General features: G+C 67.1%; 11 protein-coding genes and 3 pseudogenes. 5 read left to right on the top strand and 9 right to left on the bottom strand.

The window, feature by feature from the left end; genetic code table 11:
• The first annotated feature begins 512 nt into the window (after positions 1-512).
• Positions 513-908 carry a transposase family protein gene (locus V7793_RS10450; protein WP_336004701.1) on the top strand — a complete coding sequence of 132 codons (396 nt, stop codon included), beginning with the start codon at positions 513-515 and terminating at the stop codon, positions 906-908.
• A gap of 282 nt (positions 909-1,190) precedes the next feature.
• On the opposite strand, the gene V7793_RS10445 is transcribed toward V7793_RS10450, so the two are convergent.
• The 9 genes and pseudogenes from V7793_RS10445 to V7793_RS10405 form a co-directional block, all read right to left on the bottom strand.
• Positions 1,191-2,198, bottom strand: coding sequence for an MvdC/MvdD family ATP grasp protein (locus V7793_RS10445; RefSeq protein WP_336004700.1), 1,008 nt, complete (start codon positions 2,196-2,198; stop codon positions 1,191-1,193).
• A gap of 840 nt (positions 2,199-3,038) precedes the next feature.
• Positions 3,039-3,790, bottom strand: a pseudogene (locus V7793_RS10440) (transposase family protein).
• A 118-nt stretch (positions 3,791-3,908) separates the two neighbouring features.
• On the bottom strand, positions 3,909-4,577 hold the full coding sequence (locus V7793_RS10435; RefSeq protein WP_336004697.1) for a spirocyclase AveC family protein: 669 nt from the start codon (positions 4,575-4,577) through the stop codon (positions 3,909-3,911).
• 300 nt (positions 4,578-4,877) lie between these two features.
• Positions 4,878-5,918, bottom strand: coding sequence for a hypothetical protein (locus V7793_RS10430; protein WP_336004692.1), 1,041 nt, complete (start codon positions 5,916-5,918; stop codon positions 4,878-4,880).
• An 82-nt stretch (positions 5,919-6,000) separates the two neighbouring features.
• Entirely contained in the window at positions 6,001-6,516 is a 516-nt protein-coding gene (locus V7793_RS10425) for an acyl carrier protein (RefSeq protein ID WP_336004726.1), read from the bottom strand.
• Between the two features lie 13 nt (positions 6,517-6,529).
• Positions 6,530-6,925: pseudogene (locus V7793_RS10420) on the bottom strand (KR domain-containing protein); the annotation flags it as partial.
• A gap of 2 nt (positions 6,926-6,927) precedes the next feature.
• Positions 6,928-8,577 carry a polyketide synthase dehydratase domain-containing protein gene (locus tag V7793_RS10415; RefSeq protein ID WP_336004689.1) on the bottom strand — a complete coding sequence of 550 codons (1,650 nt, stop codon included), beginning with the start codon at positions 8,575-8,577 and terminating at the stop codon, positions 6,928-6,930.
• Positions 8,499-9,755 (bottom strand): annotated as a pseudogene (locus V7793_RS10410) (acyltransferase domain-containing protein). The gene V7793_RS10415 and the pseudogene V7793_RS10410 overlap by 79 nt, the downstream one beginning before the upstream one ends.
• 137 nt (positions 9,756-9,892) lie before the next feature.
• The gene (locus V7793_RS10405) at positions 9,893-10,972 is read right to left on the bottom strand and encodes an IS630 family transposase (RefSeq protein WP_336004687.1); all 1,080 of its coding nucleotides are present in this window, start codon (positions 10,970-10,972) and stop codon (positions 9,893-9,895) included.
• A 115-nt stretch (positions 10,973-11,087) separates the two neighbouring features.
• On the opposite strand from V7793_RS10405, the gene V7793_RS10400 reads away from it, so the two are divergent.
• The 4 genes from V7793_RS10400 (at position 11,088) to V7793_RS10385 (ending at position 14,588) form a co-directional block, all read left to right on the top strand.
• Entirely contained in the window at positions 11,088-11,240 is a 153-nt protein-coding gene (locus V7793_RS10400; protein WP_336004685.1) for a hypothetical protein, read from the top strand.
• A 195-nt stretch (positions 11,241-11,435) separates the two neighbouring features.
• On the top strand, positions 11,436-11,729 hold the full coding sequence (locus V7793_RS10395; RefSeq protein ID WP_336004682.1) for a hypothetical protein: 294 nt from the start codon (positions 11,436-11,438) through the stop codon (positions 11,727-11,729).
• Positions 11,730-12,472: 743 nt separating this feature from the next.
• Complete coding sequence (locus V7793_RS10390) at positions 12,473-12,670, top strand: hypothetical protein (protein ID WP_336004681.1); 198 nt, start codon at positions 12,473-12,475, stop codon at positions 12,668-12,670.
• 217 nt (positions 12,671-12,887) lie between these two features.
• Positions 12,888-14,588: a thiol-activated cytolysin family protein gene (locus tag V7793_RS10385; protein ID WP_336004678.1), complete on the top strand. Its 1,701-nt coding sequence runs from the start codon at positions 12,888-12,890 to the stop codon at positions 14,586-14,588.
• The last annotated feature ends 282 nt before the right edge of the window (positions 14,589-14,870 follow it).

Genomic DNA, 14,870 nt, shown 5'->3' with positions numbered 1-14,870 from the left:
CCGAGCGCCCCCACACTCCATAAGCGCCGGATACGCGCCCCCTCACACCCAGCAGACACAGCAGCAGTAGTCTCATCGTCTGGCCTGGTCAGCGGCCTACTGAGGGGTGCCTGTGGGCATGGGTACGGCCACCGTAATCATGAATGTTTGTGACGACGTTTCAAGAAGCAGTGGCCGTGGAGGCCGCAATAGCCCAGGCTGCGTTGGTCCAGGTGTTCGGGTCGGCGATGCACGTGATCCCGGGCTGCTTCGCACGGTGTAGACACGTGCGACGGCGACGGAGATGATTACCGGGCTGCTCACCGAGGTGGACACGCGAAACTGCCGGACCCTGACTCAGACGCCGGAGCATCCAGGCCCGTGAGGTTCACCCTTGGCGGTGGGCACCGGGTCTCATGCGACGAGTGACAGCGTTGTCGGCGTACACGTGAACGTGGCTCTGGCGAGAGTTTCGTAGCCGGAGATCATCCCGATGCGGGGAGTCTCCTGGTCTGCGGGGTGGGCAGCCTTGAGTGTGTTCTATTGAACTGTCAAAGCCGTTACCGCACTTGGCCAGGTTACTGGTGTTCTCGGCTGATACTTCTGGTCCTGTCGTGGTGATCGAGGCTCGTACCCGCTCCCGTGTTCCAGCGGGATGCAGCGGGTGCGGTAGCCAGAGCGACTGGGCCCACAGCCGTTATGTCCGGCACCTCGCCGATGCGGCGCTTGGCAGCCGGCCGGTCCGGATCGACTTGTCCGTGCGCCGTCTGTACTGCGAGAACCCGTCCTGTCTGAAGGTGACCTTCGCCGAACAGGTCCCTGGGCTGACCGTCCGCTACCAGCGGCGAACGCCACTGCTGCAGCATTTAGTCGAGTCGGTTGGCGTGGTCCTGGTAGGCCGGGGCGGGCCCGGATGCTGCGCGTCATGAACGTCGGACTCTCGCGCTGCCCCGTACTCGCCCAGCTGATGCGGATACGGCTGGTTCAGATCGTGAGTCCATCCGGGCAAAGCGCGGGAGAACCACAGGGGTGTGTGCCATCAGGGCGCGGCCCGCGGGCACGCTATCATCCATCCTCATCCTGGCCGACCGCGCCCATGAAGGCGCCGGTGCCCCTCTCCGCACCATCACCGTAGTACCAGCGGTTCAACCGAGTACATGCCCGGCTTCGCCCTCTGGGCGAACGCGCCGCGATTCAATTCGGCCTGCGGATCATCGGGAGTTCCGAATCATAATGTCGACGAACGCCTGCATGAGTCGCAGCTCTGGCACCCATTCCTGGACGAAGAGCCATTGGCCGTTCGGATTGACCTCCAGGAATACGTGCTTGTCTTCGGGTGTCACGATGAAGTCGAAGGCCCCGAAGCGTAGGCCGAACTCGTCCAGTATAGCGAGACAAGCATGCGCAATAGAGTTGGGGAGTTTTCCCACTCTTGCCGAGGGACGCAAGTCGTGCCGCCGCCAGTCGTACCGGGTTAGATCGCTTTTCTGTGAGTCGATCTGGCAAGTGAAGATCTGATCCTCAAAGACAGTGACCCGCAACTCGTGTTTCTTCTCTACGAGTTCCTGGAACATGCAGGCACTCTGCCGCACGCTATCGACCTTCTTCATGTCTTCGTCGGTGAATGGTCGGACCAGCGGCACGCCGGGGAATTCTTCGTCAGGGGACAGTACCTCGCCAGGCATCAGGAGCGATCCTGTCATGGACTTGTAGACCATCCTTTGGGAGCACTCATCATAGAACTTGCATACTTCTTGAGGGTCGTTGGTGACAATAGACTTCGGTGACATAAGGCCGTGAGCGGCGCCCCTGGCCATTTGGATCATCTTGTTGCTAGCCTTGCGGATGTTTTGTGGGTCACTCATCCAGTAGATGTCAGGATTACTAATCAGCAGACGCCACAACCCTTGCAGGGCATAGTCGCTCTCTCGTCTGGCATAGCGCAAGTCGAGCTTGGGGAGCGAGTTCGAAGGGCGGGGGGCAGACGGCTTCCTCCACCACACGGCCTTGATCTCGTCCAGGTCAATCAGCCCATCCTCGGTGTGCAGTCTGTTTGACCATTTGCCCAGCCGGAACGCAGCATCGATCTGCGCGCGTTGAGGAATATCGTCGGGGTAGAAGAAGGATGATTCTCTGCCATTCCTGCGCAGGATCTCAGCCGCCGCGTATGCGGTCGTGTCCCACCTCGCCGTGACGATCAGGATCGTCGCGTTAGCCATGACGCCATCCCCGGATTCTTCGATTGAAGGGACTTGTTTATCTTGAATGGGCTTACTGCTCGCCGCCTCGCTTACGACGGAAGCCAGGTCTTCAGCTTCACTGGGTGAAGAGACTGCCTCGAAGCGGTGCTATGTTGAAGCTTCATGACACTAAGCCTCTTTCAACCTGCCCCGGGAGGTGATGGTGCCGAAACCAGCCTCGGCGGTGCATTGCATCGCCCCAGATCAGAAGCCTGACGACCCGACAGCTGCCGACGCCCTGAACTGTAGCTTCGGAGGATGAAGGAGGTTCACTGAGCTTCTTCAACTCGGCTACCGAACGGGTGACGAGGTCAGATCGAGTCCGGCTGACCGGAAGCTCGAACCCCGAGGACAGACCAATGTCAATCACAAGGGTCAGACCACTCGCAAGAAACCAAGCTGAAGAAGCTCGCTGACGCAGACTATAGGAAGGGAGCTGCTAGCGCCCCGAAACCCCACATGTGTCGCTGGAGGTCAGACTTTGAGCTTTCCATTTATATGCCTGGCGGGTGAGGTCACGTATCAATGGCGTGTAGTGCTCCTCAGATGTGAGGTCCGGGGAGATGCTTGACGGTTCCAGGTGATGGTTGACGTTCAGTAAGATGGCGATGAAAATGCAGGAGGCCGCCCTCGCGGGAGTGGGACTGTAACAACGGCTACTGACTTTTCGGGTGTGGTGTCGCGGGGGCTGACAGGTTGTGGTCGGCGCGGTATGCCCGAGCTATGAGGTATCCGCAGGGTGGTGGGCTGACCGACGAGCGGCGGCGGTTTTGCGGGGGGATCCGGATGACGGCGGCCGACATTGAGCCTTTTCCAACCTCATGTTGAGACGTGGTGAAGGGTGAGGAGGGCCTTCACAATGTCGGTGATCCGGTTGGTGCTGCAGCGGAGCTTGCGTAGCAGACACCAGCCCTTCAGGGGAGCCATGGCCTGCTCGCCGACGTAGCGGATCCTGGCGTGGATGCTGTTGTGCCGTCGCGTCCATCGCTTGAGGCGGCGTCCCCGGCAGGGGACTCGGATGTGCCTGTCGGCACCTTGGTACGCCTTGTCGGCCCAGCATTTCAGGTCCGCGGCGGCGAAAGCGTCGACGATGCCGTGGCGTCGCGCGGCCGTCAGGTCGTGGGTGGCTCCGGGCAGGGCCGGGGACGCCCAGAGCAGTCGGCCGAACGGGTCGGTGAGGACCTACACGTTCATGCCGTGCCGCTTGTGTTTCCCGGAGTAGTACGGGGTGTCGGCAGCGATCCGGTCAATCGGCAGCAGCGTGCCGTCCAGGATGACGAACGCCTTCTCCCGGATCGTATCCATCGTCTGGGCCAGTGACGGAGCGAGAGCGGCCAAGACCTCGATGGCCTCGCGTACGTGCCGGTAGACGGTCGCGAAGCTGATCCCGAACCCGGCGGCGAGCTGGGGGTGTCTCCGCACTGCAGGTGGGCCAAGGCGGGCAGGGCCTGACGACCGGCGGGCAGACGCCGCCACCGCGTACCGATCTCCCGCTGCCGGACGGTGAGCTGCTCGGTCAGGTGCCGCAGGGAACTGCTGGACAGATCGATCGAGGACGGGCAGACAAGCACGCGAAGCTCCTGGCGGATACGGGTAACCCTGGTCGAGAACCCGTCTACCAAGAGCTTCATTGTCACGTACAGCCCCCGCTCCCCCACAGCCCGGCATCACCGGCAGGTTGGACAAGGCTCAGGGTGTGCTCCAGAAAGCCGGGAGTTCGGTGACGGTGATGGTGGCCAGTTGGCCGGCCAGGGCCATGAAGGCGACGTACGAGAGCATGACGGTGTTGACGACTCCGATGACGGCCAGGATCGGTACCGCCTCGCCGAGCCGCCGTGGACACGGGGGTGCTGCTGGTTGGAGGAAGTGCGGTCCTCGGGTTCGCGACCAATAGTAGAAGCCCACGAGCCCGAGCATGAGTACGGTGAACCCGACCGTCTCGTAGAGGGGGAACTGGTGCCAGGTTCCGGGCCAGAGGGTGAGGCCGTCGATGCCTCGGCTCCACCGGACGAAGCCGAGAGCGAAAAACAGCGGGGCCTGCAGGTTGGTGGTGAGCGTGCAGGCGACGATGAAGATCAGGACGAAGCGTCGGGTGCTCATGCCGGGGTGCCGGCGCCGGAAGCGGATCAGGAGTTCGCCCAGGCCGATGCCCACGATGGTTCCGGCGAGCCAGCACAGGACGAGCGTGAGCGGCTGTGCAGTGATGTGGTGCTCGGGTGCACCGCCCCAGCCGGGGACGTAGGGACCCCAGGACGAAACAGGTCCGATGGTGTTGGCGTTGTACTCGGGGACAGGCCCGGCGATGTTGGCCAGCGGTTCCAGCCAGAGCGCGAGAAGGATTCCGAGGACCAGCCCCATCTACATCGTCAGATGACACTGTTGACACATCCGCCGGAGGAACAGGATGACGCCGGGGATCAGAATGACCGTGTACAGGCTGCAGACGATCAGCTGGGTGATGACCGGGAATCGTCCTCGGTATGAACTGATTGGGGCCAGGATGTAGCCTTCGTCCTGGAGCCATCGGGCGTAAACGCACGCCTGGGCCAGGAGCGCTACCGCTCCGAGTCCGGCCAGAGGAAACGAGGCAGCAGGAACCGGGGGTGCCCGCACGGGGCTTTGTGGGGGTGTCCTCTTCTTGGGTGGTGCTGGTAGCGGTCATGGTCGTCTCACTCGCGGGAGCGCAACTGGGACAGGGTGGTGCGGATCAGGGTGGGGGGCTATTAGGGATGCCGGTGAGCGGAGAAGGTGCAGGACCTCCCGGAGGGCTTGCTGAGTCTTCTGATCGTGGGTGGCGCTGGACATCACGTGGTCGATGTAGCGGCCGACAGCGCGGTGGAAGGGGGTGGGGTGTGGCCCGCGGATTCCTGGCCATCTTAGGTCCGGGGTCGTGGCCAGGAGCCAGGCCCAGTCGTTCACCCTGGCGAGCGCACGGTGGAAGCGCGTGGCGAGGTTTGCGCTGTTGCCGGCGATTGCTCGGTAGTGCCCGAGCAGTGTCGCGGCCGCTGCGGCGGTGCTCATGCCCTGGGCGTAGACAGGGTTGAAACTGCAGATGGCGTCGCCGACCCGGACGAAGTTGGCGGGCTGCGCGGCGGCGCGTTCGACGTATCGGCGACGGCTGCTGGTGGAGCCGCTGACTTGCACCGGGCTGATCGGTGTGGCATCGGCGATGACCGGGCTGGCGAGGCTGCGGGCGAAGGGGAGGAAGCCATCCGCGTCGCGGCCGGGCCGGTCGGCCCCGATGCCGATCAGGGTGACGAGCCAGCGCTCGCCTTCGATGGGCATCAGCATGGCGCCGCGGGGCCGGTGCGGTGCGCCGGGCTGGATGTAGCAGGCCTTCCAGTCGGCGCGGTGTCCAGCGGGGATCTGGAAGCAGCGGCTGGCATAACCCAGTCGAGCATCGGCCACCGCCTCGGGTGCGGCGGGGTATTCGAGCTCACGCAGCCAGTGGTCGGCGGGCGAGCCGCGTCCGGTGGCGTCGACGACTAGATCAGCGAATCCGGGCAGCAGGCGCTCGATCTCCTGCTGCCCCCGGCTCACAAGCCCGTGGACGTGCGCCGCTTGTGGCACCCCTGGCCGCCCCTGTGGGCCGGCCGGCAGCTTGTCCCGCTCGACCACGATCACCTCGTCGCCTTGGTCGGCGAGCGCCTGGGCGGCAAGCAGGCCGGCGATGCTGCCGCCCAGCACCACGGCTCGCATTACGCCCCCTCGTTTGGCTGCTGTGGTCCCACCTGCTCCAGGAGTATGTCGGCCAGGGCCGCGGGGCTGGGTTTGGTCCAGATCACTCCGGGTTTGATCTCGACGTGCATGACGTTTGGAGGCGTTGCTGGAGCTGAACGGGGCCAAGGGAGTCGAGCCCCAGCAAGACCAGGCTCGTGTGCGCTCCGATGTGGCGGGTCGTGCCTCCAAGGAGCCCTCGGACTTGGGTGATGATGACGTCTTGGAAGACCTGACGGCGTTCGGCAGTGCTGGCGGCGGCAAGTACCTCGTCACGCACGATGGACGTGTCGTCCGCAGCTGCGGGGGTCCCGGACACCAGGTCGGTCAGAAGGGTGGAGTGGCGCAGGGCCGGGTCCGGCGCGGTCCATAGCGTGGCGTCGATCGTGGAGTAGGCGATGTGGTGGTGGCCTTCGACGAGGATACGTTCGAGGGCGTCCATGCCATCGTGTGGGTTGATCATGACGAAGCCGCGTTGGGCGAGGTGTTGGCCGCGGCCGACCTGGGACCAGGCGCCCCAGTGGATGCTGGTGGCGGGCAGACCCTCGGCGGTAGGTGACCAGGGCGTCGAGGTAGGCATTGGCGGCGGCGTAGGCGCCCTGGCCGGGTGAGCCGAGCAGGGAGGCGACCGAGGAGTAGGAGACGAAGAAGTCGAGCTCCGCATCGAAGTAGCCTGGTGCAGGACCGAGGCCCCTTGCGCTTTACCGCGCCAGACTCGCTCCAGTAGTACCAGGGCCGAGATTGCCCAAGGTAGCGTCTTCGACGACGCCCGCCGCGTGCACGATGCCGCGCAGCACGCCCCCGTCCTCAGCTGCCACGGTCAGGGCATGCCGGACGGTGGCGGGGTCGGCGATATCGCCGTGCACGACCAGGATATCTGTGCCAGTTGCGGTGCGCACGTCTTCCAGTTCCCGGACTGTGGTTTCGGAGGAGGCACTGCGGCCGCAGAGGACGATGCGGCGGGCACCGCGCTCGGCGAGGCGGCTCACGGTCACCAGGCCCAAGCCGCCCAGGCCGCCGGTGACCAGGTAGGCCCCATCGCGCCGGACCATGGTCGGCAGGCCGGCTGTGCCGGGGGTGGGGCCGGGGTCCCTGGTGGACGCGGGCGATGCTGCGTACCCCGCTCCTCCAGGCGATCTCGGTGATCGGCTGGTCGTCGGTGAGCAGGTCGGCCAGGACCGCCTCCAGCGGGGTGTCGCCGGAGAGTTCCATGCTGCTGGGTAAGAGTTCGGGGTACTCGAAGGCAGCGGACCTGAGCAGTCCGCGTGCCCCGGTGACGGCCAGGTGCTGAAGCACCGTCAAGGTGCTGCGCACGGTGCCCAGGGCAGCCCGCGGGGGGTCGGCGGTGGCGTCGTCCCCGTTGAAGATGAGCAGGAGGTGGGTGCGGGGCGGTTCCGCCTCGTCGTCCAGGGCCTCGGCGAGCAGGCGGGTGTCCAGAGTCTGTGCGGGCGGGGTGGGTTAGCAGGCTGCCTGCTGAGTGCTTGCCGAGCATGACACTCAAGCGGCGTCCCCAGTGTGTCTCCTCGGGGGCCACGACCAGCCACTGCTGATTGCTTGACTGCTGGAGGGGCGGCTGGGGTCCGGGTACCCAGGCGAGGTGGGCAAGCCGGTCGACGTAGCGTTGTTCGGGCGGGGTGATGTTGGTCAGGTTCAGCCCTCTGAGTTCGGCGACGACCATGCCTTCGGCGGTGGCGCGCTGTCCGGAGGCCGTGCAGGCCAGGTCGTCGGCCTGGTGCAGCTCATTGGAGGCCAGCCGTGCATGCGCGGTCGGCCCGTAGACGCGGATCTCGTCGCAGCCGGCGACCACGACCGGCCCGGGGCTGGTGGCACAGTAGCCGAGCCAGGCAGCCACCACGGTCTGCACCACCTCGTCGGCCAGGGCGGGGTGCAGTGCCATCGTCCAGGCCGAAACGCGGGCGCGGACGTCGATGCGCAGTGAGGCGACAACGCGGTTGCGGTTGGGGTGTACCTGGATGCGGTCGATGGCGGTGAAGGCCGGGCCGTGGAAGATGTTGTGACGTGCGCGGAAGTGCCAGTACAGATAGGCCGGTTCACTGTCACTCCACTCGGGGGTGGCGAGCGAGGAGGGGGCGATCCGTGGCGGGAGGGGCACGGCCAGGGGGTGCACGGGGGCGTGGGCATGGACGAGGTTGCCGTCGTCGGTGTGGGTGAGCACCTCGGCGCGTGCGCCGTCCCCGTCGTGGACGAGGCGGGTGGTGACCAGGGGCTCCGGGTCAAGGATCAGCGGGGACCCGATACTGAGGCCGGTCAGGGCGACCTGACCGGAGGCGAAGTCCTGGGCGCCGGCGGCGAGCAGCATCTCGGCGAAGCCGGTTCCCGGCAGCACCGGCACTCCGGCGACCTGGTGGTCGCCGAGCCAGGGAAGGCGGCGGGGGCTGCTGGGCGTCTGCCAAAGATGGCGTGCGGGATGCTCGGGGTCGTGGACTTGGCCGCCGAGCAGCGGGTGCTGGGTAGCGCCGACCAGGTGCGGGGCGACGAGGGTGTACGGCGTCTGGTCGCCGCCGTGGCGGGTGCGGTGCCATGAGGTACCCGGGACGTCGGTCAGCTGCTCGTCCTTGTGGTGAGCGGCGAAGTCGATGCTGTCGTATCCGGAGCAATGCACCTGGGCCAGGTGGAACAAGAACGCCTCCTGGTCATCTGTGCCCTCGCGCAGGGTGCCGACTCGACGGCGTCGCTGACACCCGCTGCGTGGGCGGTGTCCAGGATGGGGCGGGTCGCGAGCGGGTGTGCGGTGCACTCGATGCACAGCCGGTGACCGGCGTCCAGGGCGGCCGCGACGGCGGTGTGGAAGCGGACGGTGCCCCGCTGGTTGCGAACCCAGTAGGCCGCATCCAGCAGCCCCGGGTCGCACGGGTCCTCGCTGACCGTGGAGAACAACCGGCCGTTCGGTTCCTTCGGCGACACGTGGAGCACACGGTGCAGCTCGTCCAGGACAGGATCGACCTGGGGAGAGTGGGAAGCGACGTCGACGTCGATCATCCGGGCCACTACCCCGGCAGCGTTCCACGCCTCAACCAGGGCGGCTACCTGCCTGGTATCACCGGAGATCACCGTGGAATGCGGGGAGGTGAGCACCGCCAGGGAGACACCGTCGGCGCCCGCGTCCCTGATCGCGGCCTGGGCGTGGTCGGCGCCCAGCATGACCGAGGCCATCGCACCGCCGGAGATCGTAGCCAGCAGCGCGGAGCGGCGGCAGATGACCTTCGCGCCGTCAGCCGAGCTCAGCACACCGGCGACGACGGCCGCTGCGACCTCGCCGAGCGACTGCCCAATCACCGCACCCGGTGTGACGCCCCAGGAGCGCTACAGCGCGGCCAGTGCGACCTGGATGCCGAACAGAGTCGGCTGGATGCGGTCGATACCGGTCAGCTGTGCGGGATCAGCGATGACCTGCCGCAGAGAGAATCCGCTCTCCTCATGAATGAGCGGATCCAGCTCGTCGAGGGCCGCGGCGAACACCGGCTCCTGCCTCAGCAGCTGCCGGCACATACCGGGCCGCTGGGATCCCTGCCCGGTGAACACGAACACGGGGCCCGCATGCCCCGGCGGCAGCACCGGTACCCCGCTGACCGTCCCCTCCGCCTCCCGGCCATCGGCGACGGCCCGTGCACGCACGGTGAGCTCAGGGCGGCCACGGGCAATGATCCCCAGGCGATGGTCCCCGTGCCGACGGCGCACCGCGAGCGTGTGCGCCCCATCGGCCAGAGTCGTGTCCGCCCCCGCGCCCTGGACCCAGGCCGCCAGCCGGGAGGCTGCCGTCGTCAGGCCCTGCGGAGTGGCGCCGGACAGCCAGAACACCCGGGCCTTGCCCTGTGGCGCCTGAACACGCCGGGTGCGGGCTTTACGGGCGGGCAGGGTCGAGGCCAGCACCACGTGGGCGTCGGTGCCGGTCACCCTCTAGTGCTGCTCCGCGGAAGTTCGTGGAGGGGTGTTGATCACGCCGCCTTGAGCGGGGTGCCCTCGTAGGTCCACCGGTAGGGCCTCGCGGTTTCGTTGTGACCGATCGTGTATGCCTCCAACTTCTCGATCAGGTCGTCGCGGCTGGCGAAGTCGCCTTGTCGCAGGACCCGGCGGGTCAGGGCGGAGAAGAACAGCTCGACCTGGTTGAGCCAGGAGGCGTGCGGTGGGGTCCAGCGCACGCGCCAGCGCGGGTGGGCGGCCAGCCAGGTCGTGGTGTGTCTGGCAGTGTGCGAGGAGCCGTTGTCGAGAACGACGTGGATCTCCCTGCTGGGGGCGATCACCCGGTCGAGTCGCTCCAGGAAGGCGGTGAAGGTCGCCGCGTCGTTGCGGGTGATCACCTCAGTAAGCACCTCACCCGTGTGGACGTCGAGGGCTGCGACGAGGGAGACGGTGCCGTGGCGCCGGTACTCGAACTCTCGCCGGGCCGGCTCGCCGGGCCGCGCGGGACGGCCCGGATGGCGGCGCGAGCGGGCGGCGATCGCGGTCTTCTCGTCAATCGAGAGCACCACTGCCCCCTCGGGCGGATCGAGGTAGAGAGCACATGCCTCGGAAGCCCGCTGCCAGAAGCCGGGGTTGTCCCGGCGGGTGAGCCCGCTGCGGACCTTGTGTGGCTTGAGGTCCAGGTCTGCCAGTATCCGGCCGACCTGGGAGGCGGAGACCGGTGCGAAACAGGTGCCGGACACCTGCTCGGCGATGGCCCGGTGCGACCAGGTCGCCTCCGGACGCGGCGGCGCGCTGGCCGCGGTGGCCACGATCGCCACGCGCACCTCGGGCCCGTAGGCCTTCGGCCGTCCCGACCGTTCGGCGTCCCGCAGGCCGTCAACGCCTCGGGCGGCGAACCGGCCGCGCCACTTGCGCACCGTGTTCACGCTGACGTCCAACTCGCGGGCGATCGCGCCGTTGGCGAGGCCGTCCGCCGCTGCGAGCACGATCCGGGCTCGCAGCACTGCCCGCACCTCGGACTTCGCCGACGCCACCGTCCTCATCAACCGTTCGCGGACCTGCGCCTCCAGCGCCACCACGACCGCCGTCCCCGCCCGTTGATCACCACGCACGGCCAACGATCATGGCGGGCCCGGCACCCGGCGATGGGCCCGTGCCGAAGAGCCCACCGGATCGATGTAGCACCGCCGGCGCCTGGACCGCCACGCTCGCGAGTGCTGGCCGCACGTGGACGCCATCACGGTCCGTTTCCGCGCCGGATTCGCCTACGTGGCAGTCGAATTGCCCGGTGAGGCGATCCTCCCGCTGTGCCGCCTGCGCTTCACCGGCGTGCTGCACACCTGGGGCTTTACGCTCTACCTGGCCGACAGCGACAGTTAGCGGGGCAACATCCTGCCCCGCGGACTGCCTCGCGGGCTCCTCAGAAGAAGCCCTCGCCTGCGCAGTTCTCCCGGGCGTCGCCGAGTGTGGTGTGACGGTGCACTGCATCGGGTGACCTGGGCTTCTTCTCCGCATCTCTGGGGCTGTCGTGTCGTGATCGTTGCGGCACGTTGCAGATGAGCTCGGAGGAGATCCTTGCGGGCCTTTCGTGTGAGGCTGCCGTCCGGCGTCCGGTACTGGACGGTGGTGGACGAGGACTTCGTGGCGGGGCCCGAGGCGGACGCGTTCTTGCGGCATGTGCGGTTCGGCCGGGATCAGGTGGAGCTGACGACGCGTACGTACGCCGGGCACGTCGCCTTGTGCCTGCGGTGGTGCGGGCAGACGGGCCGGGACTGGCAGGTCGCGGCGGAGGAGCTGGGCCTCATCGTGGTCGGTCGTGGAGCGCGCGAGGAGATGAGGCAGGGCGTGGGCATTGGGCCGGGGGTGTAAGTGGCATGGTCGTGCGCCCCTCATATGCGTTTGCGCGCCCGCTGAATGGCCCAGGGCGGATCGATGTTCGCAGCGCGGGAGGGGTGATGATCGACGAATGAGTCTGGTCGCCTCGGCAGTCCCGGCCCTGTTCGGCATCGCCGACCGCGCTGACTTCGGCTGCATCCGACCGACCCTGGCTGCCGGACCCTGCGGGTGGCCGACGCGATCCACGAGGAGGAACCTCATGCCCAAGGTCACTTACTGGAATCTGGCACCGCTTCCGAAAGACATGGGGCAGCCTTACGGTGATGTCGGGACCGGTGACATCCCGGGCCACAGGGGCCTGGAGATGACGTACCACCACGTCGTGTCCAAACACGACCTGCGCCAACTATGGGTCGACACCCTGGACAACGCGCAGACCGGCGCGGCCAGAGCGTACCTCCAGTACCTGGAATCCCACGCCGCGGCCTACAAGGCGATGATCGACCCGCCGGGATCGATCAATCCCCAGGACGTTCCGAAGGTCGTCGGCCTGGTCAAGGGACTGCGCCGGGGCATCATCGCCCACGCGGCCGACGCCGGTCGTCATGACGGATTGACGACTTCTGGCGGTTCTACATCTGGCTGCCCGGCAACCTCTTCAAGGGCCCACGCGAGCGCAAGGACGAGCCCGGCGACGCCATGGACCCGGGGGCCAAAGTCATCCTCAGGGCCCCGCAGCACACCCTCCTCAGCGACCTCCACGCAAGGACCACGCCTTGCATCGGTCGCCGGCCGATGCGGCTGTCGCCAAGGCCGCGTGGGACGGGATGCGGAAGATGGCCTCGGGGTTCAGGATCCCCAGGCACTTCAACGCCAAGAACTGGGAGTGGAACGCCGTGAAGGGTGGACCCGTCGTCCGGTACCCGCGGCAGAAGCAGGCCGAGCCCCAAGACGCCGCACCCGCGCACGCGTGAGACACCCCGGCGCTGGGATCCGCCGTAGCGCGGCCCGAACGGCCGCCACAGACGGCCCGCGCACGATACAGCCCGGCTCGCCCACTGGAAACACCGGGCGTCCGAATGCCATGCCCCGTACGGATCGATCCGGTCCACCCGCCCTTCGGGCGGACCGCGGCCCTGTGGGGCCACGACGCCGGAAGCGACCCGAACCCGACGACAAGTGGAGGCGACAGTGACCGTTGACGAGACCCGCGACACCAAGGATCGACGATGCCCGACTCCGGCCTGGGCAGTGGACCGCGGTGACGGCACCTGGGGGGTGCACTGGGAGGTACCCGGAGCCACACGGTACGCGGTCTACCGCGCCGCCGAGACCCTGACAGCCGGCGGTGACGGCAACACGCCCACCGCCACCGCCGAGGCGGCTGGCGCGGACGAACTCGCGTTCAGCCCCCAGCAGCCGCCCGCGCCGGACGAGTACGTGGTCGCGGCGTTTCTGGACGGCACCCCGACACCCATCGAGGTGGCCGGGCTGGGCGTGGGGGACCCCGACACCAAGGCCGACATCGACGCCCGGCTGCGGACCTGGGCCAAGTGGGGGGACCTGGTACCGCCCCAGCCGACGAAGACGGAGAAGGTGGGCGACCCCAGGGTCGAGCCGATCAACGGACGCCAACGCACCACGCAGAAGTGGACCGTCGCCCGCACCCCAAGCCAGGTGGCGGCGGTGGACGCGGACTCCGACCCGTACTGCTTCCCCGGCTCGATCGTCCAGTCTGCCCCCCTGCTCAAGAACGGCACCCTGGTGCCGGTCGGGATCGACACCGAGGACCGGGCGGAACTGGGCATCTCCATCACCCGCCTGGAAGGGAAGGAGACCGCGTCCCCGCCGACCCTGAGCAACGTCAACGAGGCGCTCAGCACGATCATCGGCGAGAAGATCTGCCCCTCCACCAACCCCTACTTCACCAAGACCGAGGCATACACCGGGCAGGAAGCCGCACTGCAACTGGGAGTCTCCGCCCGATATGGCGGATTCGGCGCAAAGCTGGACGCAGCGATCGAACGCAAGGAGTACCACAACACGGTGGTGGTCTACCTGCGCCAGCACGGCTTCACCGCGCAATGCGACATGGAACCCCCGGGGTCGTTCTTCGGCGACAGCTTCACCGAGACCAAGCTCCAGGCCCTGGTCGACCGCGGCGTCATGACCTCGAAGAACCCGCCGCTGGTCGTCTCAGAGGTCCACTACGGACGCATCGTGATCTTCACCCTGACGTCCTCCAGCAGCGAGACCGAGATCAACGCCGCCCTCCAGGCCAGCTTCAGCGGCTTTGGCTCCGAGATCTCCACGGAACTCAAGACGCGCTACAAGAACGTCTTCAACCAGTCCAAGATGACCATCATCGGCAAAGGCGTCCCCGAAGAGGTCCTCCAGGCACTGGTCAGCGGCGACTACAAGAACATCTTCCCCACCGAACAGACCTACCGCAGCTACGTTCCCCTCGGCTACACCGTCCGCACCCTCAACGGCGAAGACGCCCGACTCAGCGAGTCCACGACCTACGACGCCGTCTCCTGGGACGGCATGCAACGAGCGGTCACCCTCACCCTGGACCAATTCGCCGGCGGCATCGGCATCGGCGGCGGCACCGACAACTTCTGGGTCACGCTCGACGGGAAGGACCACCACGTCACGGTGGGCAAGCCGGCCGTCGCGAAACGGATCTTCGCCAGCGACGGAACCGGCGAACCGTTCCGCGTGACCCGGTACGCCGTCGGCGACAACGGCGCCTGGCGTGAATTCCCGAAGGGACCGATCTCCTACTCCCCGAAGGATCGGGGCTGGTTCTCCGACAACGGCACACTGGCGTTCAGATCGATGGCCTTCCCTCTCTCAATGGGGTTCGGCTACACCGCCTCCTGGGCGTAGCGGCCGAGGACCGGACCACTACGGCCAAGGCGCTGTGCCTGCCTCGCGACACGCCGTCGGTCACGGCTCAGGAACCCCCGGACGGCCCCCGGGCGCGGGGCAGGCACGGCGGGCCGATCGCCTCCGCTGCCTGCACCCACTACCCTCATCCCGACCACTTCTGAACTGCGTGAACTCGAACCGCACACTCGCAGCGCCCCGGAGAAACGCCGGAGACCTCTATCTCAGCGGATCGGCCATCTGATCAACCCCCCTCCACGAACTTCCGCGGAGCAGCACTAG

The sequence above is a fragment of the Streptomyces sp. KLMMK genome, assembly GCF_036961605.1.
Lineage (GTDB): Bacteria > Actinomycetota > Actinomycetes > Streptomycetales > Streptomycetaceae > Streptomyces > Streptomyces telluris.
The sequence above is the reverse complement of the archived record's forward strand: the minus strand, read 5'-3'. Positions and strand labels throughout refer to the sequence as shown.

Excerpts from the sequence above, each read along its gene's own strand:
- V7793_RS10435 (WP_336004697.1), bottom strand. The coding sequence starts at position 4,577 with ATGGGGCTGGTCCTCGGAATCCTTCTCGCGCTCTGGCTGGAACCGCTG.
- V7793_RS10425 (WP_336004726.1), bottom strand. The coding sequence starts at position 6,516 with ATGCCTACCTCGACGCCCTGGTCACCTACCGCCGAGGGTCTGCCCGCC.
- V7793_RS10445 (WP_336004700.1), bottom strand. The coding sequence starts at position 2,198 with ATGGCTAACGCGACGATCCTGATCGTCACGGCGAGGTGGGACACGACC.
- V7793_RS10430 (WP_336004692.1), bottom strand. The coding sequence starts at position 5,918 with ATGCGAGCCGTGGTGCTGGGCGGCAGCATCGCCGGCCTGCTTGCCGCC.